Source organism: Streptomyces sp. NPDC012888 (assembly GCF_042900645.1).
GTDB lineage: Bacteria > Actinomycetota > Actinomycetes > Streptomycetales > Streptomycetaceae > Streptomyces.
The window spans coordinates 367,609-391,809 of sequence record NZ_JBIBBM010000002.1; the positions used below are offsets into that span (position 1 = coordinate 367,609).

The window sequence follows — 24,201 nt, forward strand, 5'->3', positions numbered from 1 at the left end:
CGAACGGAAAGGACGCACGCCGTGCCCGATCCCGCCCCCGCATGGCGCGTCACCCTTCCGCACGCCACCGTCGCGGTGCCCATGGCCCGCGCCCTGGTCCGCACCGCCCTCGCCGAGAGCGACGGGCCGTCCGCCGACAGCGACACGGCGGAGCTGCTCACCGCGGAGCTCGTCGCCAACGCCGTGGAGCACACCTCGCGGGAGGTGCCCATCGAGCTGGTGGTGGAACTGGGAGCGCACGGCTGCCAGGTCGAGGTGCACGACGGCGACCCGGTGCCGCCCGACCTGAGCACGGCCCGGACCTGCCCGGACCCCTGGCAGGAGCACGGGCGCGGGCTGCTGCTGATCCGCGCGTTGAGTTCCGCCTGCGGACACCGGCCCACCGCCCGCGGGAAGGCCGTCTGGTTCAGCCTCGCCGCGCGGGCGGCCGTATGACTATGCGAGGGTGGCGACCAGCACGGCCTTGATGGTGTGCAGCCGGTTCTCCGCCTCGTCGAAGACCACGGAGTGCTCGGACTCGAAGACCTCGTCCGTGACCTCCAGGCAGTCCAGACCGTGCCGCTGGTGGATCTCCCGGCCGACGGCCGTGCCCAGGTCGTGGAAGGCCGGCAGGCAGTGCAGGAAGCGCACGTCCGGGTTGCCGGTGGCGCGCAGTACGTCCATGGTGACGGCGTATCCGGCCAGGGCGGCGATCCGCTCGTCCCAGACCTCCTTGGGCTCGCCCATGGACACCCACACGTCGGTGGCGACGAAGTCGGCCCCCGCGACGCCTTCGGCGACCTCCTCGGTGAGGGTGATCCGGGCCCCGCTCGCCAGGGCGAGGGCGCGGGCCCGGGCCACCACCGCCTCGGCCGGCCAGTAGGCCTTGGGGGCCACGATCCGTACGTCCATCCCGAGCAGGGCGCCGGTGACCAGGTACGAGTTGCCCATGTTGAAGCGGGCGTCGCCCAGGTAGGCGAAGGAGATCCGCTCCAGCGGCTTGTCGCAGTGCTCGGTCATGGTGAGCACGTCGGCGAGCATCTGGGTGGGGTGCCAGTCGTCGGTCAAGCCGTTGTAGACGGGCACGCCGGCGTGGGTGGCGAGCTCCTCCACGGCCTCCTGGCTGTCACCGCGGTACTCGATGGCGTCGAACATCCGGCCGAGCACCCGGGCGGTGTCCTTGACCGACTCCTTGTGGCCCATCTGGGAGCCGGAGGGGTCGAGGTAGGTGGTGTGGGCGCCCTGGTCGGCGGCGGCGACCTCGAAGGCGCAGCGGGTGCGGGTGGAGGTCTTCTCGAAGATCAGCGCGATGTTGCGGCCGCGCAGCCGCTGCACCTCGGAGCCGGCCTTCTTGGCCGCCTTCAGCTCGGCGGCCAGGTCGATCAGGCCGCGGAACTCGGCGGCGGTGAAGTCGAGCTCCTTGAGGAAACTGCGGCCGACGAGGTCGGTGGCCATGGGGGCGCTCCTGGGTCGCGCGGACAGGGATGCTGGAAGTCTATACGATGCACTGCATCGCTATTCAGTCTGTTCCCCCGGGTTCGAACCCCCGTGACCCGGACCCGGTCGGCCCCGCCCGACGCCCCGCCCGGACCGGACCCCTCAGACCGGGTCCCGTTCCACCGGGCAGCTCATGCAGCGCGGACCGCCGCGTCCCCGTCCCAGCTCGCTGCCGGGGATCTCGATCACCTCTATCCCCTCCTTGCGCAGATGCGTGTTGGTGGTGACGTTGCGCTCGTAGGCGATGACCACCCCGGGCTCGACCGCCAGCACGTTGCACCCGTCGTCCCACTGCTCGCGCTCCGCCGAGTGCACGTCCTGGGTCGCCGTCAGCACCCGGAGGGAGTCGAGGCCGAGGGCGGCCGCGATCGCCCGGTGCATGTGCTCCGGCGGATGGTCGGTCACCTTCAGCTCCTGGCCGCCGTCGCCGGGCTCGATGGTGTAGGAGCGGAGCATGCCCAGGCCCGCGTACTGGGTGAAGGTGTCGCCGTCCACCATGGTCATCACGGTGTCCAGGTGCATGAAGGCACGCCGCTTGGGCATGTCCAGCGCCACGATGGTCCGGGCCGAGCCGGCCGCGAAGAGGCCCCGCGCCAGCATCTCCACCGCCTGCGGGGTGGTCCGTTCGCTCATCCCGATCAGCACCGCGCCGTTGCCGATGACCAGCACGTCGCCGCCCTCGATGGTGGACGGGTAGTCGGCCTGGCCCTGCGACCAGTAGTGGAAGGCGCCGGAGGAGGTGAACAGCGGGTGGTGCTTGTAGATCGCCTCGAAGTGGACGGTCTCGCGCTGCCGGGCCGGCCAGCGCATGGCGTTGATGGAGACCCCGTCGTAGATCCAGGCGGAGGTGTCCCGGGTGAACAGGTGGTTGGGCAGCGGGCCGAGCAGGAAGCCGTCCAGCTCCAGGGCGTGGAAGAGCACCGAGACCGGCTCGGCGTGCCGCTCCAGGTACTCCCGCTTGGTCATGCCGCCGATGAGCGCCTCGGCCAGGTCCGCCGAGGGCAGGTGCTCGAAGACGGACCGGAGGTGGTCGGTGGCGAGCGGGCCGTACTCCTTCTCGTCGAAGACCCGGTCCAGGACGAGGTGTCTGGCCTCCGGCACGTCCAGGGTCTCGCGCAGCAGGTCGCCGAAGAGGTGGACCGCGACCCCCCGGTCGCGGAGCACGTCGGCGAACCCGTCGTGTTCCTGGCGCGCGCGCCGCACCCACAGCACGTCGTCGAAGAGCAACGCGTCCTTGTTGCTCGGGGTGAGCCGCTTCAGCTCCAGGTCGGGCCGGTGGAGTATGACGCGGCGGAGCCGCCCGGTCTCGGAGTCGACATGGAATCCCATGCCGTACACGGTCGCAGACCGGACGGCCTTCCGACCGGCTATCGAAGTGCGCGGTCAGCGCGGGGTGGCCAGGCCCAGCAGCGTCGAGGGAGCGCCCGTCAGCTCCGGCGTGATCAGGCCCAGCTCGGGCGCTACCACGTTGGGGATGCCGAAGTTGGAGCCGTCCGGCATGGTCAGCGGGGCGCCGACGGCCGCACCGGGGCCCTTGGCCAGCAGGGTGGTCGCGGACTCCACCGAGCCCTCGCCGTCGGTCTTCTCCGAGCCCAGCAGGTTGGGCACCGGCGTGGTGACCAGGGTCCGGCCCAGGTCGGCGCCGACCGGGACGACCGGCAGCAGCGGGGTGGGCAGCAGGTCGCCCTTGTGGTGCACGGGGGCCTCGGGCGCGCCGACGAGCGGGACCGGTACGGCCGTGCCCATGCGCGGGGCGTCCACCCCCAGCGCGGTCTCCACCGCGTCCAGCGGCACCCCCACCGGGACCGACTCGGCCGCCGCCGGGCCGATCGCCGCCCCCGCGGCCACACAGGTCATGAGCGCCGCAATGCTTCCGCGCGCGGTCATCTTCATATCTGACGTTCCGTCCTTCCGAGGTTCACGTACACACCGCTGCCCTGGAAGAACGATCCCGCGCGCCCTGGGTCACCTGATTTCAGAACCGCGCCGCGAGTCCGGCGATACGGGCCGGGCCGATCCGGCAGCAGCCGCCGACGAGGCGGGCGCCGGCGCGGCGCCAGGAGTCCACGGGCCAGGGGACCGGCCGGGCGGGGCGCTCCCAGGTCTGGGCGGCGGCCTGCCAGACGGAGCCGTCGTTGGGGTAGGCGAGCAGGGGCTTGCCGGTGACGCGGGCAGCGGCCTCGAGGGCGGGCAGGACGTCCGCCGGGTCGCAGCAGTTCACCCCGACCGCGACGACGCCGGGCGCTTCGGCGGCCAGCGCGAAGGCCTCGTCCAGGGGCTGGCCGGCCCGGGTCCGGCCGCCCTCGACGGTGTAGGACAGCCAGGCGGGCGTCCCGGTTCCCGGGAGCAGGGCCAGCAGGGCCTCGGCCTCGTCGGTGTCCGGGAGGGTCTCCAGGGCGAGCACGTCGGGCCCGGCGGCCGCCAGCGCCTCGATCCGGGGGCGGTGCCAGGCGGTCAGCGCGGCCGTGGTGAGCCCGTACCGGCCGCGGTATTCGGAGCCGTCGGCGAGGGCCGCGCCGTACGGGCCGACCGAGGCGGCCACCCACACCTCGTGGGCGGCGGCCCCGGCGGCCCGCGCGGCCAGTTCCACGCCGCGGGCCAGCAGGGCGTCGGTGGCGGCCCGGTCGAGGCCGCGGGCGGCGCACGCCTCGTAGTTCAGCTGGTACGTCGCCGTGGTCAGTACCTCCGCGCCGGCCCGGGCGTAGGCGGTGTGGGCGGCCTCGACCTCGCCGGGGTGCTCGGCGAGCACCCGGCCCGTCCACAGTCCGCCCGACAGGTCGCAGCCCTGGTCGGCGAGCTGGTTGCTGAGCCCGCCGTCCAGCAGGACGGTGCGGCGGGCCAGGGCGGCGGCGAGCGGGCCGGGAGCGCGCGTCATCGGTCCTTGCCTCCTCAGCCGAGCTGGGACATGACCTGGGAGGAGATCAGGTCCAGGTGGTCAAGGTCGTGGAGGTCCAGCACCTGGAGGTAGATCCGGGAGGACCCGACGGCCGCGTACTCGCCGATCTTCTCGACCACCTCGGCGGGCGAGCCGGCCAGTCCGTTGGCCTTGAGCTCGTCGACGTCGCGGCCGATGGCGGCGGCCCGGCGGGCCACCTCCGCGTCGTCCTTGCCGACGCAGACGACCAGGGCGTTGGAGTAGACGAGGTCCCCGGGGGCGCGGCCGGCCTCCTCGGCGGCCGCGCGGACCCGGCCGAACTGGCGCTCGGTGTCGGCGACGGAGGCGAACGGCATGTTGAACTCGTCCGCGTACCGGGCGGCCAGCCGCGGGGTGCGCTTCGCGCCGTGCCCGCCGATCAGGACCGGGATCCTGGCCTGGGCGGGCTTGGGCAGCGCGGGTGAGTCCTCCAGCCGGTAGTAGGCGCCCCGGTAGTCGAAGGTGCGGCCGGGTTCGGTGGACCACAGGCCGGTGATCACGGCCAGCTGTTCCTCCAGCCGGGCGAGCCGCTCGGCCGGGAAGGGGATCCCGTACGCCTTGTGCTCCTCCTCGAACCAGCCGGCGCCGATGCCGAGTTCGATCCGGCCGCCGGACATCTGGTCGACCTGCGCCACCTGGATGGCGAGGACGCCCGGGAGGCGGAAGGTGCCGGCGGTCATCAGGGTGCCCAGGCGGATGCGCTCGGTCTCGCGGGCCAGTCCGGCGAGGGTGATCCAGGCGTCCGTGGGGCCGGGCAGGCCGTCCACGGAGCCCATCTTGAGGTAGTGGTCGGAGCGGAAGAAGGCGTCGAAGCCGAGGTCCTCGGTGGCCTTGGCCACCGCCAGCAGGGTCTCGTAGCTCGCGCCCTGCTGCGGCTCGGTGAAGATGCGGAGATCCATGCCCTCCATCCTGCCCCGCCCGCCCCGCCCGGGTGAATCTCCGTCAACGTCGGGCCTCCGGTGCGTCCGCGCCAGTGACCAGGGACGATGGGGATCGTTGGCTCGGACGGAGCCGGACCGCCCGGCCCGCGCGCCGGCGGCCCTCTCGCCGGTGCGTCCACCGTTCCCTTCCCCCTCGGAAGGGCCCGGGCCGAGGAGGCCGCCGCCATGTCCCAGGATTTCGTGCCCGAGCACACCGGCCAGGAGTCCGCGGTACCGACGTCCACCGGCGCGCCGAAGGGTCTCCTCCAGCAGATGGAGGAGCTCATGGCGGCGCTCAACGCCGACCTCTCCCAGCTCGACGCCGACCTCCAGTCCTCCGCCGCGGAACGGGCCCCCGCCGCCCCGGCCGGCCCGCAGGTGCTGCCCGGCGCCGGCGGCCCCGAAGGGGAGCTGCCCCCCTCCCCCCTGCGCGGCTTCTGACCCGCCGGTCCCGTCCGCCCCCGCGCGGCGGGACCGGTCCGTCAGGCGACTCCGGAGGCGGAGCCGCGGTCGCGGACCGCGAGCCGGCGCAGGAGGGCGCGGACCCGGTCGCTGGACTCGTCCGCCGCGTCGATCGCCTCTATGCAGGGCCAGTACAGCCCGTCGTCCTCGGTGGCGCAGGCCACGCCGACGAGGGCTATGCCGACCTCGCCCAGCAGCGCCTGGAGCCCCAGCAGGGCCTGCCGCAGGTCCGCCACCTCCGTCAGCCGGGCCGCTCTGGGCGGCTGGTCCGGCACCGTGCCCTCGCCGCGCGCCGCCGCCCGGTCGAGCACGGCGCAGCCTCTGCCGCCCGCTTCGCCGAGCCCCCGTGCCTCCGCTCTCAGCTCAGGCGGGCCCGTGACCGCCAGCCATCCGCCGATTCCCTGGGCGAGCGCCTGGGCCTGCCAGGCCTCGCCGACGATGTCCATCGCCGCCCCGCTCCGTGCCAGCGCGTGCCGGCCGGCCGCGATGAGCCGTACCGCATCCATATGTCGTCCCCCGTCCGCACGACATCCCGTTCCCATCACTACCCAGAGTGAAGGCAACGGGCCAGTAAAGCCAGGGGTATTCGGAAAATGTGGACAGGAAAGACGGTTGTGGAGGAGGCCATCACTCCGAAGAGTGACGATGTGGCGGCTCAGTGCCCGGTACCGGGAAGCGGAGCTCGTTGCGCTCGATCTTCGCGGCCAGCGCGTCGAGCACGTCCACCCCGAGGACCTCGCAGAACTGCAGCAGGTACGCCAGTACGTCGGCCACCTCGTCGGCCACCCGGTGCGCCGTCTCCGGGGCCTCCATCACCCGCGCCGACTGTTCCGGCGTCAGCCACTGGAAGATCTCCACCAGTTCGGCGGCCTCCACGCTCAGCGCCACCGCCAGGTTCTTGGGCGTGTGGTAGGGCTGCCAGCCGCGGACCGCCGCGAACTCGGCGAGCCTGCGCTGGAGCCGGTCGAGCCGCTCTTCCCCGCCCCGTCCCCGTCCCTGTTCCCGTTCCCGTTCCCGTTGCCGTCCGGGACCCGGTCCCTGTTCCTCGTTCATGCCCCCAGGTCTACCACCGTGACCCCGGGCAGCCCGCGGGCGCCGGCCGCCGCCTCCCCGGCCGCCGCGAGCAGGCGCAGGTGGCCGCGTTCCCCGGAGAGCCCGGCCAGGCGCAGCAGTTCCGCGGTCTGCCGGCGGTCCACGGCCCGGTCGAAGCCGTCGACGAGGACCGTCAGGGTCTGCCGGGCGGCGGGCAGTTCGGCGGCCGGGTCGACGGCGAGCACGCCGGGGCCGGTGAGCAGGACCAGCGCGAGGGCGAGGAAGCGGAGTTCCCCGTCGCCGAGCCGGCCGAGCGGGGTGGCCGCGCCGGCCGCCCGGACGAGCTCGGCGACGACCCGCCCGTCGGTTCGGGTCCGGGTGGTGAGGCCGGTGACCGGTCCGGCGCAGCCGGCGACGGCCGCGGCGACGAGCAGGCCGTGCCGGGTGCCGCATTCGCGCCGGGTCCGGCGCAGTACGTCGGCCAGGTTGGCGTAGTCGGCCGCCAGCCGGCCGGCGCCGGGGACGGCGGGCTCGCGCATGCCGGCCGGGTGCGGGTCGCAGGGGTACACCGCGCGCAGGGCGACCACCACCTGTTCGGCGGCGGCGAGGACCTGCCGCTGGCCGTCGGTGCGGCCGGCCACCCGCAGCGGCAGCAGGGCGGTGCCGAGTCGGTCGTCGGGCAGCGGGGCGCGGACGACGCCCTCGGTGCCGCCGGTGAACCAGGCGGCCTGGAGGGTGCTGCGCTCCGGGTCGCGCAGGGCCGTGGTCAGCAGTGCCTCGCCGCGCAGGGCGAGCCGTTCGCCGGCGATGCGGAGGCGGGGTTCGACCTGTACGGCGAGGTCGAGGCGGACCGGTCCGAGCGGGCCGTCGACGGTGACGCCGATCCGGAACCCGCGGCGGGCCTGCGCGTCGGGGCGCGCCCCGTCGGGGACGCAGGCGGCCGGGTCGCCGAACACCTCGTCCAGCGGCTCGCCGGCGCCGAGCCGGGCCAGCGCCGCGCAGGCCTGAAGGGCCCGGGACTTGCCGCTCCCGCTGGGGCCGGCGAGCACGGTCACCGGCCCCAGCGGGAGCACCGTGCCGCGGTGCGGTCCGTACGCGGAGAGCCGGAGCTCGGTGACGGCGGGCCGCAGGCGGGCGCGCCCGGTCCCGGGGGCCGGGCGCGCGGACGGTAACCGGGTGGTGTGCCAGTCGCGGGTGCGCGGGTCCTGGATGGTTTCCATGCCGCGGACGGTACGGCCCGGCGGGCCGGGCCCGGACACGGTGAACCGTTACGTCGGCGGGGGCTTCCTACGATCGGGGGACGGCCGCCGCGGCGATGCCCTCCACCTCGGTGCCCACCGGGGCGAGCAGGAAGACGTTGCGGTCGACCCGGTGCATGCCGCTGCCCAGGCCGAAGACCACGCCGCTGCTGAAGTCCAGGATCCGCTTGGCCACTTCGCCGTCCGCGCCGGTCAGGTCGAGCAGCACGGGGATCTGCGCGATGAGGTACTCGGCGACCTCGCGCGCGTCCGCGAAGACCTGGACCCGGATCACGACGAAACGGCGCTGCGCGGCCGCGGCCTGGTCCTGCGCCGCGGGGATGGTCCGGTGGTCCACCCGCGACGGCCACTCGTTGCGGCTGCGCAGGGGCACGACCTGCGCGAGCCCCTCCCACTGTTCGTCGGTGACGTCGTACCTGCTCACCGGCCCACCTCGACCCCACGCTTCTTGTGCATCGGGCCATCCTCTCGCGTTTCACTCGTTCAGCCCAACAGCGACACGAAAGGAGGAGCGCTGTTCTCAGCGGGAGGGGAATGAGTTAGGTTAGGCATACCTAACCAGCCCCAGCCCCTCCGGGACGATGGAGAGATCCGCATGCGCATGTCCGGCGCCCCTGCCGCCAGCACCCCCGCACGGCCCACCGACGCCGAGCGGGTCCGGTCGGTCCTGGCGGCCGCCCATTCCATGACCGTGGTCACCGGCGGACTGCGCACCGAGGTGCGCCAGATGGACGGCTCCGACGTCCTCGGCCGCTTCCACCTCCACCCCGCCCCCGCCGGCCCCGAACCCGTCGCGGACGGACGCCCCGCCATCCGCCTGGAGTTCACCGACATCGCGCCCACCCCGGTGCGGGACCGGGTCCGCGCCCGGGTCACCGTCAGCGGCCGGCTCCTCACCCCCTACGCCGCGGACCTCGCCGAGAGCACCTGCGTCGAGTACGCCCACGCCGTACTGGAGACCGACCGGGGCCGTTCGTACATCGGCCTCGACGAACTCGACCAGGCATGGCCCGACCCGCTCGCCCCCTACGAGGCGGGCATGCTGACCCACCTCGTCGACGACCACCCCGAACTCGTCCCCCTGCTGCTGCGCCTCGTGCCCCAACCGACCGCCGGCACCGTCCGCCGCGCCCTGCCCGTCGCCATGGACCGCTACGGCATCACCCTGCGGCTGGAGCACCACCAGGGCCACCGGGACGTCCGGCTCGCCTTCCCCACGCCCCTGGACGACGTCGACCAGTCCGGCGCCCGCATCCAGGCCCTGCTCAGCGCCGCCCGCCGGCTGTCGCACCCCAACACCCTGCCCGCCTGACGGCGGAATAGCCCGCCGCGGGCGCCGGTTGAGCGTCACCATGAAGGCCATCACGTACGACGCATACGGAACTCCCGCCTCCCTCCGCCTGGTTGACGACGCACCGACTCCCAAGGTCGGCCCGGACGAGGTCCTCGTCCGGGTCAGGGCCGCCGGGGTCAACCCCGTCGACTGGAAGCTCGCCGCCGGCTACCTCGATCCGATCCTGGAGGTCCGCCACCCGGTCATACCCGGCTGGGACGTGGCCGGCGTGGTCGAGGCGGTCGGCGAGGACACCTTCGACTACGCCGTCGGCGACGAGGTCTACGGATACGTCCGCAAGGAGTGGGTCCAGCTCGGCACCTACGCCGAACTGGTCTCCGCACCCGTCCGCACCCTCGCCCGCAAGCCCCGCAGCCTGAGCTTCGAGCAGGCCGCGGGCATCCCGCTGGCCGGCCTCACGGCGTACCAGTCGCTCAAGCGGGCGGGCGTGCGGGAGGGCGAGACCGTGGTGATCCACTCGGCGGCGGGCGGCACCGGCTCCCTGGGCGTGCAGATCGCCGTCGCCCTCGGCGCCCGGGTCATCGGTACCGCCGGCGCGCACAACCACGACTGGCTCCGCTCGCTCGGCGCCGAACCCGTCCTCTACGGCGAGGGCCTGGCCGACCGGCTGCGCGCGCTCGCCCCCGACGGCGTCGACGCCGGCCTCGACTTCTACGGCGACGGCGTCGACCTCCTCCAGTCGCTGGTGAAGCGGCGCGACCGGGTCGTCTCCATCGCCGACCGCGAGGCGGGCGCCAAGGGCGCGCACCAGCTGTGGGTACGGGCCGACACCGCCGACCTGACCTTCCTCGCCGGCCTGGCCGACACCGGCCGGCTGACCGTCGAGCTCGCGCACGCGCTGCCGCTCGCCGAGGCGGCGAAGGCCTGGGAGCTCAGCGCCTCCGGCCGGACCCGCGGCAAGATCGTCCTCACCGTCTGACCGCCCCGGAACGGGTGCGGGTGCCGCCGGGGCCGGGCGTTCCGGCTTCCGGCGGCACCCGCCGTTCAAGAGGTGAGGGGCTGCCCGGCCGGCCCCATCGGCGGCCCGACCGCGCGCAGCGCACCGGGCGTCCGGCCGTGACCCCAGCCGATCTCCCGCCGGTAGCCGCCCAGCAGGCCGGCGCGGGCCAGCGCCCGCTCGTCCCGGACGGCCGGGTCCTCGGGCAGCGGCCGGGTCTGCGGGGCCACGAAGAGGGCGTCCACCGGACAGTTGGCCTCGCACTGGAAGCAGGTCTGGCAGTCGTCCTGCCGGGCGAGCACGGGGATGCCGTCCGGGCCGCGCTCGAACACGTCCGTCGGGCAGACCTCGACGCACTTGTCGCAGGCGATGCAGCGCTCCGCCGAAACCAGTTCGATCACGCCGGCACCTCCGCGCGGGCCGCCTCGCCGCGGGCAGCCTCCCCACGGGCCGCCTCCGGGCGGGTCCAGACCCGGTCCAGGCCGCCCACCGTGATGCGGTGGTGCAGGCGCGGGTCCTGCTCCGGGTGGTCGAGCCGCTTCGCCATCCCCCTGGTCTCGGGGCGGGCCAGCGCCGCCGCGTACATCCAGCGCGCGTGGGCGGTCATGGCCGCCGCCTGCCGGGCCCGGACCAGGTCGGCGCCCTCGGCGTACAGGGACTCCCGCACGTCGCCCCACAGCGCGTCGAGTTCGCGCAGCGCCCCGGTCAGCACCGCGCCGTGGCGCAGGTAGTTGCGGTCGTACGGCAGCACCTGCGCCTGGACCCGGGCGACCGCCTCGCGGTACCCGTCGGGCCTGCCGGGCCGGCCGGCCGGCCTGATCCCGGCCCCGCCGGCACCGGCCACCCTGCGGTGCGCGGCCCGGCCGGAGGCGAGGGCCAGCGCGTGCCGGGCCGCGCCGCGGCCCGCCCAGCTGCCCGAGGAGATGGCCCAGGCGGCGTTGTGGCTGCCGCCTCCGGTGAAGCCGCCGCAGATCTCCTCCCGGGTGGCCGCGTCCCCGGCGGCGTACAGGCCGGGCACGCCGGTGGCGCAGTCGTCGGACACGATCCGGATGCCGCCGGTGCCGCGCACCGTGCCCTCGGCGATCAGGGTGACGGCGAACCGCTCGGCGAACGGGTCGATGCCGAGCCGGTCGAAGGTGAGGAAGAAGTTGGGCTGGGCCCGCCTCATGGCGGTCCGGGCCGGCTCGTCGGCGCGGTCGAGGCGGGCGAGGACGCGGGCGCCGGTGAGGAGTTCCCGCGCGATGGCCGACCGGCCACCCTGACTGGCGGCGCCCGGGAGGACCTCCCCGTCCTCCCGGTAGAAGGTGGCGTAGGAGTAGAAGGCGGTCTTGGTGACCGAGGTGCCCTCCGGGGCGATGCCGTACGCGTTGGAGAACTCCATGCCGGAGAGCTCGGCACCGGCCTCGGCCGCGAACAGCGCCCCGTCGCCGGTGTCGGTGTTCGTGCCCAGGGCGCCGCTGAGGAAGGCGCAGCCGCCGGTGGCGAGGACCACCGCACCCGCCCGCACCCGGTAGGACTCGTGGGCCTGGCGACGGTAGCCGGCCGCTCCGGCGACGTGCCCGTCGGTGTCGGTGAGCAGCTCGGTGACCGGACTGTGGTCGAGGACGCGGACCCCGGCGCGGCGGATCAGGATCCGCATCCGCCGCATGTACTCGGGGCCCTGGAGGCCGTTGCGGAGGGGCCTGCCGTCGGGGCCGGTGGGGAAGGGGTAGCCGCCGTGGGTGGCCAGTTCGTCGATGCGGGCGTGCGTCTCGTCCAGGACCCGGGCCATCCACCGCCGGTCGGCCAGGTAGCCGCCGAGGCCCTCGCGACTGGCCATGGCGGCCTCGCGGGCGGCGGGCTCGGGCGGTACGTACCAGACCCCGGTGCCGGCGGCGGCCGTCGCCCCGCTGGTGCCGCAGTAGCCCTTGTCGGCGAGGACCACCGATGCCCCGGCCCGGGCGGCCATGAGGGCGGCCCAGGCCCCGGCCGGGCCCCCGCCGGCGACGAGCACGTCGGCGTGCAGGTCGGCGTGCGGGTGCGTGCCGGTGGCCCGGCTCCGGGCCCGCCCCGTCACGCCGTCTCCCGTTGCCGGGCCCACCGGTTGGCCGGGCGGGGCAGCCCGTAGTGCTCGCGCAGGGTGCGGCCGGAGTACTCGGTGCGGAACAGGCCGCGGGCCTGGAGGATCGGGACGACCTGGTCGACGAAGTCGGCGAGGCCGCCGGGCAGGACCGGCGCCATGACGTTGAAGCCGTCGGCGGCGCCGTGCTCGAACCACTCCTGGAGCTGGTCGGCGATCTGCTCGGGGGTGCCGGCGAAGACGCGGTGGCCGCGGCCCGCGCCGAGGCGGGCGACCAGCTCGCGCAGGGTGAGTTCCTCGCGCCGGGCGAGTTCGGCGACGAGGGTGAAGCGGCTCTTGTTGCCGTTGATGTCCCGCTCCTCGGGGAGGTCGGGCAGCGGGCCGTCGAGCGGGAGTCCGGTCAGGTCGACGCCGAGCATGCCGGACAGCTGGGCGAGCCCGTACTCGGGTACCTGGAGGTCGGTCAGCTCCTGCTCCAGCCGCCTGGCCTCGGCCTCGGTGGAGCCGATGACCGGGGCGATGCCGGGCAGGACGAGCAGGTCGTCCTCGGCGCGGCCGTACCGGGCGAGCCGGGACTTGAGGTCCTTGTAGAAGGTCTGGCCGTCGGCGAGGGTCTGCTGCGCGGTGAACACGGCCTCCGCGTACTGCGCGGCGAACTCCTTGCCGTCCTCGGAGGAGCCGGCCTGCACCAGCAGCGGGCGGCCCTGCGGGGAGCGGGGCACGTTGAGCGGGCCGGCCACCTTGAAGTGTGCGCCCCGGTGGGCCACGGGGTGGAGCTTGCCGGTGTCGGCGTAGACGCCGGCTTCCCTGTCCAGGACGATCGCGTCGTCCTCCCAGCTGTCCCACAGCTTGACGGCGACGTCGACGAACTCGCGGGCCCGCTCGTAGCGGACGGCGTGCTCCAGGTGCTCGTCCCGGTTGAAGTTGCGGGCCTCGTCGACGGTGCCGGAGGTGACGATGTTCCAGCCGGCCCGCCCGCCGCTGATGTGGTCGAGCGAGGCGAACTTGCGGGCCAGGTTGTACGGCTCGTTGAAGGTGGTCGAGACGGTCGCGATCAGTCCGATGTGCTCGGTGACCGCGGCGATCGCCGAGAGCAGGGTGAGCGGTTCGAATCCGCCGAGCGCGTTGTGGCGGGCCTTGCCCCACAGGGCGACGCCGTCCGCGAAGAAGATCGAGTCGAGTCGCCCGCGTTCGGCGATGCGGGCGAGCTCCTGGAAGTACGACAGGTCGGTGATCCGCTCGGGGGTGCTGCGGGGGTGCCGCCAGGCGGCGTCGTGGTGGCCGGCGTTCATCAGGAACGCGTTGAGGCGCAGGGTGCGGGGCGTCTGCGTGGTCATGGTTTTCCCTAGGCGGAGGCGGGGACGCGCCACAGGCTGAGGCGGCGTTCGACGGTGACGAGCAGCTGGTTGAAGGCGACGCCGATGGCGGAGATCGTGATGATGCCCGCGTACATCTGCGGGATGGCGAAGTTGTACTGCGAGGCGTTGATCAGGTAGCCGAGGCCGGCCTTGGCGCCGATCATCTCGGCGGCGACCAGGACCAGGATGGAGACCGCACCGGCCAGCCGGACGCCCGTGAAGACGGCCGGGACGGACGCCGGGAGGATGACCTTCTGGAACAGCCGGGGCGTGGACAGGTCCATCGAGCGGGCCAGCCGGACCAGGGTCGGGTCGGCGTTGCGGACCGCGCTGATGGTGTTGAGCAGGACCGGCCAGACGCAGGCGTAGACCACGATGGACACCTTCGAGGTCTCGCCGATGCCCAGCAGCAGGACGAACACGGGCAGCAGCGCGAGGGCCGCGGTGTTGCGGAACACCTCCAGCAGGGGCCCGAGCAGGTCCGCGACCGGCCGGTACCAGCCGATGAGCAGGCCGAGCGGGACGGCGACGAGGACGGCGATGCCGAAGCCGCCGAAGGAACGGGTGAGGCTGGCCCGTACGTGCTCGCCGAGCTGCCCGCCGGCGAGCAGCTCCCACCAGGCGGTGAGCACCTCGCTGAAGGGCGGCAGGAAGGTCGGGTCGGCGAGGCCGGCCCGGGGCGCGGCCTCCCAGAGCGCGAGCAGGGCGAGGACGGCCACGGTGCGCAGGGCGGTGGCCCTGGCCGCGCGGGCGACGGCCCGGAACACGCGCGGCACCGGCCCCCGGGCGGCTCCCGCGGCCTCCGGGGTCTCCCGGGTCTCCGGGGTCTCCGCGGCGTCCGGGGTGCGGGTGGGCCGTGCGGGTGGGGTCGTGCCGGCCTGCGCGGGTGCGGCGGACGCGGTCGGCACCGCGGCGGGCCGCGGAGGCTGCGGCCGGGCCGGCGGGCGTACGGCGGCGGGCCCGGCCGGGGCGGCCGGGGCGGCCGGGGCGGCCGGTGCGGCCGGTGCGGCCGGTGCGGCCGGTGCGGCCGGTGCGGCCGGTGCGGCCGGTGCGGCTGGGGCGGCTGGGGCGGGGTCCTGCGGCGGCGCCGGGGCGCCGGCCGCCGCGATCGCGGTGATGTCGGTTCCGGTGCTCATGCCGTGACCGCCTCCTTCTCCAGTTGCTGGGCGCGGGCCACCTCGTCGTGGAGGAGGTCCCAGATCTCGTGCCGGTAGCGGGCGAACTCGGGGCTGGAGCGGACGTCTCCGGTGTGCCCGTCGAGCGCGACCGGCACCACTTCCTTGATCCGGCCCGGCCGGGAGGTCATCACGGCCACCCGCTGTCCCAGGTAGACGGCCTCCTCGATGCCGTGCGTGATGAAGACGACCGTCTTGCCGGTGGTCTCCCAGATGCGGCGCAGCTCGCCCTGGAGGGCCTCGCGGGTCTGCGCGTCCAGCGCCGCGAACGGCTCGTCCATGAGGAGGACGTCGGGGTCGTAGGCCAGCGCGCGGGCGATGGCCACCCGCTGCCGCATGCCGCCGGACAGCTCGTGGGGGTGCCGGTCCTCGAAACCGGCGAGGCCCACCAGCTCCAGGAACTCCCGGGCCCGGGCGGCTCGTCGCCGGCGCGGGACGCCGGTGGCCTCCAGGCCGAACTCCACGTTGCCCTGTGCGGTCCGCCAGGGCAGCAGCGCGTACTGCTGGAAGACGGTGCCCCGGTCCAGGCCCGGCCCGGTGACCGGATCGCCGTCCAGCAGGATCCGCCCTTCGGTGGGCCGGGTCAGGCCGCCGAGCAGGTCCAGCAGGGTGGACTTGCCGCAGCCGCTGGGTCCGACCACCACCAGGAACTCACCGGAGCCGATCTCCAGGTCGACGCCGTCGAGCGCGGTGAAGGCGCCCCGGTCCTTGTGCGGGAAGGTCTTGCGCACTCCCTCGAAGACGATCTTCGCCATGGCGGGTCAGGCCTTTCCGTGTGCGTTGAACTCGTTGGTGTAGAGGTCCGACGCCTTGAGGCGGTCCTTCCTGACCTCGCCGCGGTCGCCCAGCCAGTCGATCCACAGCTGGAACTCCTTGTCGGAGATCCGGCCCCCGGTCTCGGCGACGCCGTAGGAGCGCCAGAACCGGAGGGTGGAGGTGTCCTCGTTGCGCCCGCGCTTCCGGACGATCTCGGTATGCCGGGCGATGACCTGCTCGCGCGGGGTGGTGCGGGACCACTCGATGGCCTTGGCCACGCCGGTGGTGAACGTCCGGACGGTGTCCGGGTTCTCCTCGATGAAGCGGTCGGTGAACACGTACGTGCCGGCGCTGAACGCGCCCAGCAGCTCGAAGTCGCTGAACAGCGGGCGGATCCCGCCGTTCGCCAGGGCCTTGTCGCGCAGGACGCCGCCCAGCACCGCCACGTCGATCTGCTTCTGCCGCAGCGCCTGTTCGGTGTTGACCGGCGGGACGACCAGCGCCTCGACCTTGGCGGCGTCCGCCTTCGACAGGCCGTTGCGGCCGAGGTAGATGTCCAGCATGGCCTGGGAGTGGGCCCCCAGGGTGTTCATGCCGACCTTCTTGCCGATCAGGTCGCGGGCCGAGCGGATCGGGCTGTCCTGGAGGACGTAGTAGCCGCTGAACGTGTTGCGGTCGCTGCCGTAGTAGGAGATGACCGCCTTGATCGGGGCGTTTCCGGCGGCGAGTTTGACGACCGCGCCGTTGAAGGCGCCGCCGAAGTGGATCTGTCCGGTGGCGGCGGACTGGATGTCCTGCGGGCCGCTGATGGTGTTGCCGACCCACTCCAGCCGGACGTCGCCGAGGTAGCCGAGGTCGGCGGCGAGCTCGGGCAGGGTGACCTGGCCCACCCAGCCCTGGTACTTGAGGGTCTTCACCTGGTCGGCGGGCGGGCGGGCGCCGCCGGCGGTGGCGGTGCCGCAGCTCACCGCGGCCGCCGAGAGGCCGAGCAGGGTGAGGAACTGTCGCCGGGTGGTGCCGGGGAGGATGGGTGCTGCGGGCATGGTGGTCGTTCCCTCGGTTCGTGCGGTGGGGCGGCGGACGGGTCAGGGGGTGGTCGTGGCGACGGTGGGGGCGGCGGCCGTGACGACGACCGGGGCGGGGCCCTGCCGGAGGGCCCCGGCGAACTCGTCGACCGCCTGGTACAGGTCGAGTTCGGCCTCGGGCCGGAGCCGGTCGGGGCCGCCGCCGCGCTCCACGAAGGAGTCCAGGACGAACCGGCCCGCGGTGACGTGCCGGGCGCCGAGCGCGGCCAGCACCGGCCGCAGGGCGTAGTCCAGGGTCAGGACGTGGGCGAGGCTCCCGCCGGTGGCCAGCGGCAGCACGGTCTTGCCGGCCAGGCCGTCCTGCGGGAGCAGGTCCAGGAAGGCCTTGAGCAGGCCCGTGTACGAGGCCTTGTAGACGGGGGTGGCGACGACCAGCCCGTCCGCCTCGGCCACGGCGGCCAGGGCCCGGCGCACCTCGGGCTGCCCGGTGCGGGCGGCGAGCAGGTCGGCGGCGGGCAGTTCGCGCACGGCGAGGTGCCCCGTGCCGAAGCCCGCGTGGGCGAGGCGGCGGAGGGCGTGGTCGGCTACGACGTCGGTACGGGAGTGGAGGGAGGGGCTGCCGGTGAGGGCGAGGACGCGGGACACGGTTTCCCTTTCCGGGGGGGTGGGGCGGGCGGGCGGGGGTGGGGGTGCTCAGGCCGTCGGGGGCGCGGCGTCGGCGGTGCTGGCGGTGGAGGACGTGGAGGCGCCGGAGGCGATGCCGAAGCCGGGGGCGGGGACCTCCGCCGGGCTGAGCAGGACCGACGTACGGCCGTCGGCGCCCACCGGGACGTCGCCGTCGACGGTGACCCGGCGCAGGACGCGCTCCTGGTCACCGGAGTCGTCGACGCCGTAGTGCTGGGTGGCGCGGTTGTCCCAGATCGCCACGTCGCCCGGCTGCCACTGCCAGCGGACGGTGTTCTCGGGGCGCTCGACGTGCTGCTGGAAGAGGTCGACCAGGGCGCGGCTGTCGCGGCCGGTCAGGCCGGCCAGACGCTGGACGAAGCTGCCGAGCAGCAGGGCGGGTTCACCCGTCTCGGGGTGGATGCGGACGACCGGGTGCTCGGTCAGGAACGTGGTGGAGGTGAAGACCTCGCGGTACTGGGCGAGTGCCTCGGGCAGGGCGTCGGGGCGGAGGGCCGCGTAGTCGTACTCGTTGGAGTGGACGGCGCGCAGGCCGTCGGCGAGCGCCCGGAGCGGCTCGGGCAGCTCGGCGTAGGCGGTGGCCGTGTTGGCCCACAGCGTGTCGCCGCCGTACGCCGGGACGGTGACGGCACGCAGGATGGAGAAGGCGGGGTAGGCCGGGACGAAGGTGACGTCGGTGTGCCACTGGTTGGCGCGGGCGCCGTGCTCCGAGTCGATGCCGAGGGCGTAACGGCCGTCGGCGGACGGCACGGTGGGGTGGGCCACGGGTGCGCCGAGGAGCTCGGCGAAGGCCTCGTGGGAGGTCTCGTCGAGGTGGTCCTGGCCGCGGAAGAAGACGACCTTGTGGGCGAGCAGGGCGGCGCGGATCCGGCCGACGGTCGGGGCGTCGAGGTCCCCGCCGAGCCGGACGCCCTCGATCAGGGCGCCGATCCGGCCGCCGATCCGGGTCACGGTGACGGGGGTGGTCGTGGGGTCGGTGGTGGGCTGGGTGGCCGTGGCCATGGTGACTCCTCGGGGAGGGGTGGGCTGGCGGAGGAACCCGGCTCCGGCCGCGGGCGGCGGCGGGATGGGGGGCCGGGATTCCTCGACGGAGGCATGCGGTGCGGCGCCGGTCGCGCCCGGGGTGAGCGGGCGGGCCGTGCGGGGGCCGTGAGGGGGCCGTGCGGGGGAACGCTCAGACGGAGCGGGGAAGGGCCGGACAGCGGCCCGGACACGCGGCCGGCACGGTGGGGGTGCCGCCGGAGGTGTGGAGCCGCAGGTCGAATCGCTCGGTTGCGGACATGGCCAGGAGCGTGTCAGTGGCCCTTGGGCCGGTCAAGGGCGGCGCCGGCCCCGCCGACGGCGGCCTGACCGGCTCGCACCGGGCCGGTCGTACGGGCGCTGACCTGCGGTTCCTCGCCGGTGCCGGGGCGGCCGCGATGCCCCGGCGGGGGGCTTTGGGGCCGGTGGAGTTCACGGCGGCGCAACGCGGCGGCCACGCTCCGCCACGCCCCGTACATACGAGAACCAGCCACCCCCGCCCAGCACCCCTCCCCCGCCCCGCGCCTCGAACGCCGGCGCGGCCGGACGGGCGCGTGGGACGGGGTGCAGCGGGGGCTTCGGGGTGAGCGGTCGTTCACTTCGTAGAGGGGGAGATCACATCCGGTGCTTATGGTCTCGCATGAGCGACCCCCCTAGCATTCGAGCCATGACGGTCCTGCCTGACGACGGGCTCTCCCTGGCCGCCGAGTTCCCTGACGCGACGCATGAGCAGTGGCAGCGCCTGGTAGAGGGCGTACTGCGCAAGTCGGGCAAGGAAGCTGTCGGCTCGGCCGCGGAAGACGCGTTGTCCACCCAGCTCCAGGACGGGCTCCGCACCCGCCCCCTGTACACCGCGGCCACCTCCGCCGCGCCCGACACCGGTCTCCCCGGCTTCGCCCCCTACGTGCGGGGCAGCCGGGCCGCGGGGAACTCCGCGACCGGGTGGGACGTACGGCAGCGGCTCGTGCACACCGACCCCGCGGCGCTCAACACGGCCGCGCTCGCCGACCTGGAGAACGGGGTCACCTCGCTCTGGCTGGCCGTGGGCCCCGGCGGCATCCCCGTGTCCGGCCTCGCCCGCGCCCTGGACGGGGTGTACCTGGACCTGGCTCCCGTCGCCCTCGACGCCGGCGCCGATTACGCCGGCGCCGCCCGCGAGCTGCTGCGCCTGTACGCCGAGCGCGGCGTGGCCCCGCAGGACGCGCGGGGCAGCCTGGGCGCCGACCCGCTGGGGCACGAGGCCCGTACGGGTGAGGCGCTGGACCTCGCCGCCGCGGTGGACCTGGCCCGGGAGACCGCGGCCGGCTGGCCGGGGCTGCGGGCCCTCGCCGTGGACGCCCTGCCCTACCACGAGGCTGGCGGCTCGGCGGCCGAGGAGCTCGGCCTGTCACTGGCCACCGGAGTGGCCTACCTGCGTGCGCTCACCGACGGCGGGCTGGGCGTCGAGGCGGCGCTGGGCCGGCTGGAGTTCCGCTACGCGGCCACCGCCGACCAGTTCCTGAGCATCGCCAAGCTGCGCGCCGCACGCCGGCTGTGGGCCCGGATCGCCGAGGCCTCGGGGGCCCCGGAGGCGGGCGCGCAGCGGCAGCACGCGGTGACCTCGCCGGTGATGATGACCCGGCGCGACCCGTGGGTGAACATGCTCCGCACCACCGTGGCCTGCATGGCCGCCGGCGTCGGCGGGGCGGACTCGGTCACCGTGCTGCCCTTCGACCACGAGCTGGGCCTGCCCGACGCCTTCGCGCGCCGCATCGCCCGCAACACCTCCACCGTGCTGCTGGAGGAGTCGCACCTGGCCCGGGTGGTCGACCCGGCCGGCGGCTCCTGGTACGTGGAGCGACTGACCGACGAACTCGCGCACGCCGCCTGGGAGTTCTTCCAGACCGTGGAGCGGGCCGGCGGTCTTCCGGCCGCCCTGCGCTCCGGCCAGGTGGCCGAACGCCTCGCCGCGACCTGGGCCGAACGCACGAAGGCGCTGGCCAAGCGCCGCGAACCGGTCACCGGGGTCAGCGAGTTCCCCAACCTCGGCGAGCGGCTCCCCGAGCGGGAGCCGGCCCCGGCCGCTCCCTCGGGCGGGCTGCCGCGGGTCCGCCGCGACGAGGCGTACGAGGCGCTGCGCGCCCGCTCCGACGCGCACCTGGCCGCCACCGGCAGCCGGCCGCGGATCTTCCTGGCCGCGCTGGGCCCGGCCGCCGCGCACACCGCCCGCGCCACCTTCGCCGCGAACCTCTTCCAGGCGGGCGGCATCGAAGCGGTGCACGACCCGGTGTCGGTGGACCCGGACACGGCCGGCGCGGCCTTCGCCGCCTCCGGGGCGGCCATGGCCGTGCTGTGCTCCAGCGACGCCCTGTACGCGGAGCAGGCCGCTCCCGTCGCGGAGGCGCTGCGCGCCGCGGGCGCCACGACCGTGTTCCTGGCCGGGCGTCCCGGCTCCGCCGACGGCGCCGTTGACGAGTACGTCTTCGCGGGCTGCGACGCGGTCGCCGTGCTGTCCTCCGTACTCGACCGGATGGGAGTCGCCCGGTGAGCTCGACGAAGATCCCCGATTTCTCCGAGCTGCCGCTCGGGCCGGCCGCTCCGGCCGGGGCGACCGAGGACCAGTGGCGCGCGGCCGTCAAGGAGGCCACCGGCACGGACGCCTCCGACCTGGTGTGGGAGACCCCCGAGGGCATCGGCGTGAAGCCGCTGTACACCGGGCGGGACCTGGAGGGCCTGGACTTCCTGGCGACGTACCCGGGCGTGGCGCCGTACCTGCGCGGCCCGTACCCGACGATGTACGTCAACCAGCCGTGGACGATCCGGCAGTACGCGGGCTTCTCCACCGCCGAGGAGTCCAACGCCTTCTACCGGCGCAACCTTGCGGCCGGCCAGAAGGGCCTGTCGGTCGCCTTCGACCTGCCCACGCACCGCGGCTACGACAGCGACCACCCGCGGGTGACGGGCGACGTCGGCATGGCGGGCGTGGCCATCGACTCCATCTACGACATGCGGCAGCTGTTCGACGGCATCCCGCTGGACCGGATGTCGGTGTCGATGACGATGAACGGCGCGGTGCTGCCGGTCCTCGCCCTCTACATCGTGGCGGCGGAGGAGCAGGGCGTCTCCCCCGACAAGCTCGCCGGGACCATCCAGAACGACATCCTCAAGGAGTTCATGGTCCGCAACACCTACATCTACCCGCCGAAGCCGTCGATGCGGATCATCTCCGACATCTTCGCCTTCACCTCGCAGCACATGCCGCGCTACAACTCGATCTCCATCTCCGGGTACCACATCCAGGAGGCGGGGGCGACGGCCGACCTGGAGCTGGCGTACACCCTGGCGGACGGTGTGGAGTACCTGCGGGCCGGACGGGGCGCCGGGCTGGACGTGGACGCGTTCGCGCCGCGCCTGTCGTTCTTCTGGGCGATCGGCATGAACTTCTTCATGGAGGTCGCGAAGCTGCGCGCCGCCCGCCTGCTGTGGGCGAAGCTGGTGAGGCAGTTCGACCCGAAGAACGCCAAGTCGCTGTCGCTGCGCACCCATTCGCAGACCTCGGGCTGGTCGCTGACCGCGCAGGACGTCTTCAACAACGTCACCCGCACGTGCATCGAGGCGATGGCGGCGACGCAGGGCCACACGCAGTCGCTGCACACCAACGCCCTCGACGAGGCGCTCGCCCTGCCGACGGACTTCTCCGCCCGCATCGCCCGCAACACCCAGCTGCTGCTCCAGCAGGAGTCGGGCACCTGCCGGGTGATCGACCCGTGGGGCGGCAGCGCGTACGTGGAGAAGCTGACGTACGACCTGGCGCGCCGGGCCTGGCAGCACATCCAGGAGGTCGAGGCGGCCGGCGGCATGGCGCAGGCCATCGACGCGGGCATCCCCAAGCTGCGGGTGGAGGAGGCCGCGGCCCGTACGCAGGCGCGGATCGACTCCGGCCGGCAGCCGGTGATCGGCGTGAACAAGTACCGCGTGGAGAACGACGAGGCGATCGAGGTCCTGAAGGTCGACAACTCGTCGGTGCGGGCGCAGCAGATCGCCAAGCTGCGGCGGCTGCGCGAGGAGCGCGACGAGGCGGTCACCCAGGACGCGCTGCGCGCCCTGACGAACGCCGCCGACCGGGGCGACGGCAACCTGCTGGCGCTGGCGGTGGTCGCGGCCCGGGCGAAGGCCACGGTCGGGGAGATCTCGGACGCCCTGGAGAAGGTGTACGGCCGGCACGCCGGCCAGATCCGTACGATCTCCGGCGTGTACCGCAACGAGGCAGGGGAGTCGCCGTCGGTGGACCGCACCCGCGCGCTGGTGGACCGGTTCGAGGAGGCGGAGGGCCGCCGTCCGCGCATCCTGGTCGCCAAGATGGGCCAGGACGGCCATGACCGGGGCCAGAAGGTGATCGCCACCGCCTTCGCCGACCTCGGCTTCGACGTCGACGTCGGCCCGCTGTTCCAGACCCCGGCGGAGGTGGCCCGCCAGGCCGTCGAGGCGGACGTCCACGTGGTGGGCGTGTCGTCGCTGGCGGCCGGCCACCTGACCCTCGTCCCGGCGCTGCGGGAGCAGCTCGCGGAGGAGGGCCGCGAGGACATCATGATCGTGGTGGGCGGTGTCATCCCGCCGGCCGACGTCCCGACGCTCCTGGAGATGGGCGCGACGGCGGTGTTCCCGCCGGGCACGGTCATCCCGGACGCGGCGCACGACCTGGTGACGCGGCTCGCCGCGGACCTCGGCCACGAGCTGTAGGCGGGCGGCACCGGTCCATGCCCCCTCGCATCGACATCGAGGCCTACGCCAAGGGCGTGCTCGGCGGGAAGCGCGCGCAGATCGCGCGCGCCATCACCCTCGTCGAGTCCACCCGGGCCGACCACCGGTCGCTCGCCCAGCGCCTGCTGACGGAGCTGCTGCCGCACGCGGGGGCCGCTCGCCGGATCGGGATCAGCGGGGTCCCGGGCGTGGGCAAGTCCACGTTCATCGACGCGTTCGGCACGATGCTGACGGGTCTGGGGCACCGGGTGGCGGTGCTGGCCGTGGACCCGTCCTCGACCCGTACGGGCGGCTCCATCCTGGGCGACAAGACCAGGATGGAGCGGCTGGCCGTCGACCCGGCGGCCTTCGTCCGCCCGTCCCCGTCGGCGGGCACCCTGGGCGGGGTCGCCCGGGCCACCCGCGAATCCATGATCGTGATGGAGGCGGCGGGCTACGACGTGATCCTGGTGGAGACGGTCGGGGTGGGGCAGTCGGAGACGGCCGTCGCCGGCATGGTCGACACCTTCCTGCTGCTGTCGCTGGCCCGTACCGGCGACCAGCTCCAGGGCATCAAGAAGGGCGTCCTGGAACTGGCGGACGTCCTCGCGATCAACAAGGCGGACGGCCCGCACGAACGCGACGCTAAGGCGGCGGCCCGGGAGCTCGCGGGTGCCCTGCGGCTGATGCACCCGGCCGACGCGGCCTGGACCCCGCCGGTGCTGACGTGCAGCGCCCGCGAGTCCACCGGCCTGGCCGAGGTCTGGTCCCGCGTGGAGGCCCACCGCGAACTGCTGTCCGGCACGGGGCGCCTGGCGGCGAAGCGGGCGGCCCAGCAGGTGGAGTGGACGTGGTCGATGGTCCGCGACTCCCTGCTGGAACGCCTGCACGCCCACCCGGGCGTACGGGGCCTCGCCCCGGAGCTGGAGGCGGACGTCCGGGCGGGCCGCCTCACGGCGACGTCGGCGGCGGACCGCATCCTGGCGGCGTTCGGGGAACCGTGCCCGGCCCCGGGTCAGGCCCCGGCCCCGGCCCCGGGTCAGGCGTAGCG

Annotated in this window: 24 protein-coding genes; 7 read left to right on the forward strand and 17 right to left on the reverse strand. The window is 74.3% G+C overall.

Going from position 1 to position 24,201, the window contains the following annotated elements; all coding sequences use genetic code 11:
* Window positions 1–81: 81 nt before the first annotated feature.
* On the forward strand, window positions 82–435 hold the full coding sequence (locus ACFY61_RS04040) for an ATP-binding protein (protein ID WP_389467017.1): 354 nt from the start codon (window positions 82–84) through the stop codon (window positions 433–435).
* Here ACFY61_RS04040 and argF read toward each other — a convergent pair whose 3' ends face one another.
* The 5 genes from argF to ACFY61_RS04065 form a co-directional block, all read right to left on the reverse strand.
* On the reverse strand, window positions 436–1,434 hold the full coding sequence (argF, locus tag ACFY61_RS04045; RefSeq protein ID WP_389466635.1) for an ornithine carbamoyltransferase: 999 nt from the start codon (window positions 1,432–1,434) through the stop codon (window positions 436–438).
* Window positions 1,435–1,578: 144 nt separating this feature from the next.
* Window positions 1,579–2,805, reverse strand: a complete 1,227-nt coding sequence (locus ACFY61_RS04050) for an arginine deiminase (RefSeq protein ID WP_389466637.1) — start codon at window positions 2,803–2,805, stop codon at window positions 1,579–1,581.
* 54 nt (window positions 2,806–2,859) lie between these two features.
* Window positions 2,860–3,363 (reverse strand): hypothetical protein, encoded by a 504-nt coding sequence (locus ACFY61_RS04055; protein ID WP_389466639.1) that lies wholly within the window; start codon window positions 3,361–3,363, stop codon window positions 2,860–2,862.
* A gap of 88 nt (window positions 3,364–3,451) precedes the next feature.
* Window positions 3,452–4,351 carry a homocysteine S-methyltransferase gene (gene mmuM / locus ACFY61_RS04060; protein ID WP_389466640.1) on the reverse strand — a complete coding sequence of 300 codons (900 nt, stop codon included), beginning with the start codon at window positions 4,349–4,351 and terminating at the stop codon, window positions 3,452–3,454.
* Window positions 4,352–4,365: 14 nt separating this feature from the next.
* A complete protein-coding gene (locus ACFY61_RS04065; RefSeq protein WP_389466641.1) occupies window positions 4,366–5,289 on the reverse strand; it encodes an LLM class F420-dependent oxidoreductase in 924 nt (307 codons plus the stop codon).
* A 207-nt stretch (window positions 5,290–5,496) separates the two neighbouring features.
* On the opposite strand from ACFY61_RS04065, the gene ACFY61_RS04070 reads away from it, so the two are divergent.
* Window positions 5,497–5,751 carry a hypothetical protein gene (locus ACFY61_RS04070; protein ID WP_389466643.1) on the forward strand — a complete coding sequence of 85 codons (255 nt, stop codon included), beginning with the start codon at window positions 5,497–5,499 and terminating at the stop codon, window positions 5,749–5,751.
* Window positions 5,752–5,792: 41 nt separating this feature from the next.
* Here ACFY61_RS04070 and ACFY61_RS04075 read toward each other — a convergent pair whose 3' ends face one another.
* The 4 genes from ACFY61_RS04075 to ACFY61_RS04090 all read right to left on the reverse strand — a co-directional run bounded on the left by ACFY61_RS04075 (window position 5,793) and on the right by ACFY61_RS04090 (window position 8,487).
* Window positions 5,793–6,278 carry a DUF6099 family protein gene (locus tag ACFY61_RS04075; protein ID WP_389466645.1) on the reverse strand — a complete coding sequence of 162 codons (486 nt, stop codon included), beginning with the start codon at window positions 6,276–6,278 and terminating at the stop codon, window positions 5,793–5,795.
* A gap of 121 nt (window positions 6,279–6,399) precedes the next feature.
* Window positions 6,400–6,825 carry a nucleotide pyrophosphohydrolase gene (locus tag ACFY61_RS04080; RefSeq protein WP_389466647.1) on the reverse strand — a complete coding sequence of 142 codons (426 nt, stop codon included), beginning with the start codon at window positions 6,823–6,825 and terminating at the stop codon, window positions 6,400–6,402.
* Window positions 6,822–8,024 (reverse strand): AAA family ATPase, encoded by a 1,203-nt coding sequence (locus tag ACFY61_RS04085; protein WP_389466649.1) that lies wholly within the window; start codon window positions 8,022–8,024, stop codon window positions 6,822–6,824. The genes ACFY61_RS04080 and ACFY61_RS04085 overlap by 4 nt, the downstream gene beginning before the upstream one ends.
* A gap of 67 nt (window positions 8,025–8,091) precedes the next feature.
* On the reverse strand, window positions 8,092–8,487 hold the full coding sequence (locus ACFY61_RS04090) for a cell division protein SepF (protein WP_389466652.1): 396 nt from the start codon (window positions 8,485–8,487) through the stop codon (window positions 8,092–8,094).
* 171 nt (window positions 8,488–8,658) lie between these two features.
* On the opposite strand from ACFY61_RS04090, the gene ACFY61_RS04095 reads away from it, so the two are divergent.
* Window positions 8,659–9,375, forward strand: a complete 717-nt coding sequence (locus tag ACFY61_RS04095; RefSeq protein ID WP_389466653.1) for a DUF2470 domain-containing protein — start codon at window positions 8,659–8,661, stop codon at window positions 9,373–9,375.
* Window positions 9,376–9,415: 40 nt separating this feature from the next.
* A complete protein-coding gene (locus ACFY61_RS04100; RefSeq protein WP_389466656.1) occupies window positions 9,416–10,336 on the forward strand; it encodes an NADP-dependent oxidoreductase in 921 nt (306 codons plus the stop codon).
* A 65-nt stretch (window positions 10,337–10,401) separates the two neighbouring features.
* Here the strand turns inward: ACFY61_RS04100 and ACFY61_RS04105 are convergent, their stop codons facing one another.
* The 8 genes from ACFY61_RS04105 to ACFY61_RS04140 are packed head-to-tail and all read right to left on the reverse strand — an operon-like array spanning window position 10,402 to window position 18,413.
* A complete protein-coding gene (locus ACFY61_RS04105) occupies window positions 10,402–10,755 on the reverse strand; it encodes a ferredoxin family protein (protein WP_389466658.1) in 354 nt (117 codons plus the stop codon).
* A complete protein-coding gene (locus ACFY61_RS04110) occupies window positions 10,752–12,410 on the reverse strand; it encodes an FAD-dependent oxidoreductase (RefSeq protein WP_389466660.1) in 1,659 nt (552 codons plus the stop codon). The genes ACFY61_RS04105 and ACFY61_RS04110 overlap by 4 nt, the downstream gene beginning before the upstream one ends.
* Window positions 12,407–13,750, reverse strand: a complete 1,344-nt coding sequence (locus ACFY61_RS04115) for an LLM class flavin-dependent oxidoreductase (protein WP_389466663.1) — start codon at window positions 13,748–13,750, stop codon at window positions 12,407–12,409. The genes ACFY61_RS04110 and ACFY61_RS04115 overlap by 4 nt, the downstream gene beginning before the upstream one ends.
* 8 nt (window positions 13,751–13,758) lie before the next feature.
* Window positions 13,759–14,907 carry an ABC transporter permease gene (locus tag ACFY61_RS04120; RefSeq protein WP_389466665.1) on the reverse strand — a complete coding sequence of 383 codons (1,149 nt, stop codon included), beginning with the start codon at window positions 14,905–14,907 and terminating at the stop codon, window positions 13,759–13,761.
* On the reverse strand, window positions 14,904–15,701 hold the full coding sequence (locus ACFY61_RS04125; RefSeq protein WP_389466668.1) for an ABC transporter ATP-binding protein: 798 nt from the start codon (window positions 15,699–15,701) through the stop codon (window positions 14,904–14,906). The genes ACFY61_RS04120 and ACFY61_RS04125 overlap by 4 nt, the downstream gene beginning before the upstream one ends.
* Window positions 15,702–15,707: 6 nt before the next feature.
* Window positions 15,708–16,745: an ABC transporter substrate-binding protein gene (locus ACFY61_RS04130; protein ID WP_389466670.1), complete on the reverse strand. Its 1,038-nt coding sequence runs from the start codon at window positions 16,743–16,745 to the stop codon at window positions 15,708–15,710.
* Window positions 16,746–16,787: 42 nt separating this feature from the next.
* Window positions 16,788–17,372, reverse strand: a complete 585-nt coding sequence (gene ssuE / locus ACFY61_RS04135) for an NADPH-dependent FMN reductase (RefSeq protein ID WP_389466673.1) — start codon at window positions 17,370–17,372, stop codon at window positions 16,788–16,790.
* 48 nt (window positions 17,373–17,420) lie between these two features.
* Complete coding sequence (locus ACFY61_RS04140; protein WP_389466676.1) at window positions 17,421–18,413, reverse strand: TauD/TfdA dioxygenase family protein; 993 nt, start codon at window positions 18,411–18,413, stop codon at window positions 17,421–17,423.
* A gap of 685 nt (window positions 18,414–19,098) precedes the next feature.
* Between ACFY61_RS04140 and mutA the strand changes: the two genes are divergently transcribed.
* Genes mutA through meaB form a run of 3 tightly spaced genes read left to right on the forward strand, consistent with a single transcriptional unit; the run spans window position 19,099 to window position 24,199 of the window.
* Window positions 19,099–20,958: a methylmalonyl-CoA mutase small subunit gene (gene mutA / locus ACFY61_RS04145; RefSeq protein WP_389466678.1), complete on the forward strand. Its 1,860-nt coding sequence runs from the start codon at window positions 19,099–19,101 to the stop codon at window positions 20,956–20,958.
* The gene (scpA, locus tag ACFY61_RS04150; protein ID WP_389466681.1) at window positions 20,955–23,150 is read left to right on the forward strand and encodes a methylmalonyl-CoA mutase; all 2,196 of its coding nucleotides are present in this window, start codon (window positions 20,955–20,957) and stop codon (window positions 23,148–23,150) included. The genes mutA and scpA overlap by 4 nt, the downstream gene beginning before the upstream one ends.
* Before the next feature lie 17 nt (window positions 23,151–23,167).
* Window positions 23,168–24,199 carry a methylmalonyl Co-A mutase-associated GTPase MeaB gene (gene meaB, locus ACFY61_RS04155; RefSeq protein WP_389466684.1) on the forward strand — a complete coding sequence of 344 codons (1,032 nt, stop codon included), beginning with the start codon at window positions 23,168–23,170 and terminating at the stop codon, window positions 24,197–24,199.
* The last annotated feature ends 2 nt before the right edge of the window (window positions 24,200–24,201 follow it).

Bases quoted from the DNA above. Each gene is read 5' to 3' on its own strand.
- ACFY61_RS04040 (WP_389467017.1), top strand. From the start codon at position 82: ATGGCCCGCGCCCTGGTCCGCACCGCCCTCGCCGAGAGCGACGGGCCG.
- argF (WP_389466635.1), bottom strand. From the start codon at position 1,434: ATGGCCACCGACCTCGTCGGCCGCAGTTTCCTCAAGGAGCTCGACTTC.
- ACFY61_RS04050 (WP_389466637.1), bottom strand. From the start codon at position 2,805: ATGGGATTCCATGTCGACTCCGAGACCGGGCGGCTCCGCCGCGTCATA.
- ACFY61_RS04055 (WP_389466639.1), bottom strand. From the start codon at position 3,363: ATGACCGCGCGCGGAAGCATTGCGGCGCTCATGACCTGTGTGGCCGCG.
- mmuM (WP_389466640.1), bottom strand. From the start codon at position 4,351: ATGACGCGCGCTCCCGGCCCGCTCGCCGCCGCCCTGGCCCGCCGCACC.
- ACFY61_RS04065 (WP_389466641.1), bottom strand. From the start codon at position 5,289: ATGGATCTCCGCATCTTCACCGAGCCGCAGCAGGGCGCGAGCTACGAG.
- ACFY61_RS04070 (WP_389466643.1), top strand. From the start codon at position 5,497: ATGTCCCAGGATTTCGTGCCCGAGCACACCGGCCAGGAGTCCGCGGTA.
- ACFY61_RS04075 (WP_389466645.1), bottom strand. From the start codon at position 6,278: ATGGATGCGGTACGGCTCATCGCGGCCGGCCGGCACGCGCTGGCACGG.
- ACFY61_RS04080 (WP_389466647.1), bottom strand. From the start codon at position 6,825: ATGAACGAGGAACAGGGACCGGGTCCCGGACGGCAACGGGAACGGGAA.
- ACFY61_RS04085 (WP_389466649.1), bottom strand. From the start codon at position 8,024: ATGGAAACCATCCAGGACCCGCGCACCCGCGACTGGCACACCACCCGG.
- ACFY61_RS04095 (WP_389466653.1), top strand. From the start codon at position 8,659: ATGCGCATGTCCGGCGCCCCTGCCGCCAGCACCCCCGCACGGCCCACC.
- ACFY61_RS04100 (WP_389466656.1), top strand. From the start codon at position 9,416: ATGAAGGCCATCACGTACGACGCATACGGAACTCCCGCCTCCCTCCGC.
- ACFY61_RS04115 (WP_389466663.1), bottom strand. From the start codon at position 13,750: ATGACCACGCAGACGCCCCGCACCCTGCGCCTCAACGCGTTCCTGATG.
- ACFY61_RS04120 (WP_389466665.1), bottom strand. From the start codon at position 14,907: ATGAGCACCGGAACCGACATCACCGCGATCGCGGCGGCCGGCGCCCCG.
- ACFY61_RS04125 (WP_389466668.1), bottom strand. From the start codon at position 15,701: ATGGCGAAGATCGTCTTCGAGGGAGTGCGCAAGACCTTCCCGCACAAG.
- ACFY61_RS04130 (WP_389466670.1), bottom strand. From the start codon at position 16,745: ATGCCCGCAGCACCCATCCTCCCCGGCACCACCCGGCGACAGTTCCTC.
- ACFY61_RS04140 (WP_389466676.1), bottom strand. From the start codon at position 18,413: ATGGCCACGGCCACCCAGCCCACCACCGACCCCACGACCACCCCCGTC.
- mutA (WP_389466678.1), top strand. From the start codon at position 19,099: ATGACGGTCCTGCCTGACGACGGGCTCTCCCTGGCCGCCGAGTTCCCT.
- meaB (WP_389466684.1), top strand. From the start codon at position 23,168: ATGCCCCCTCGCATCGACATCGAGGCCTACGCCAAGGGCGTGCTCGGC.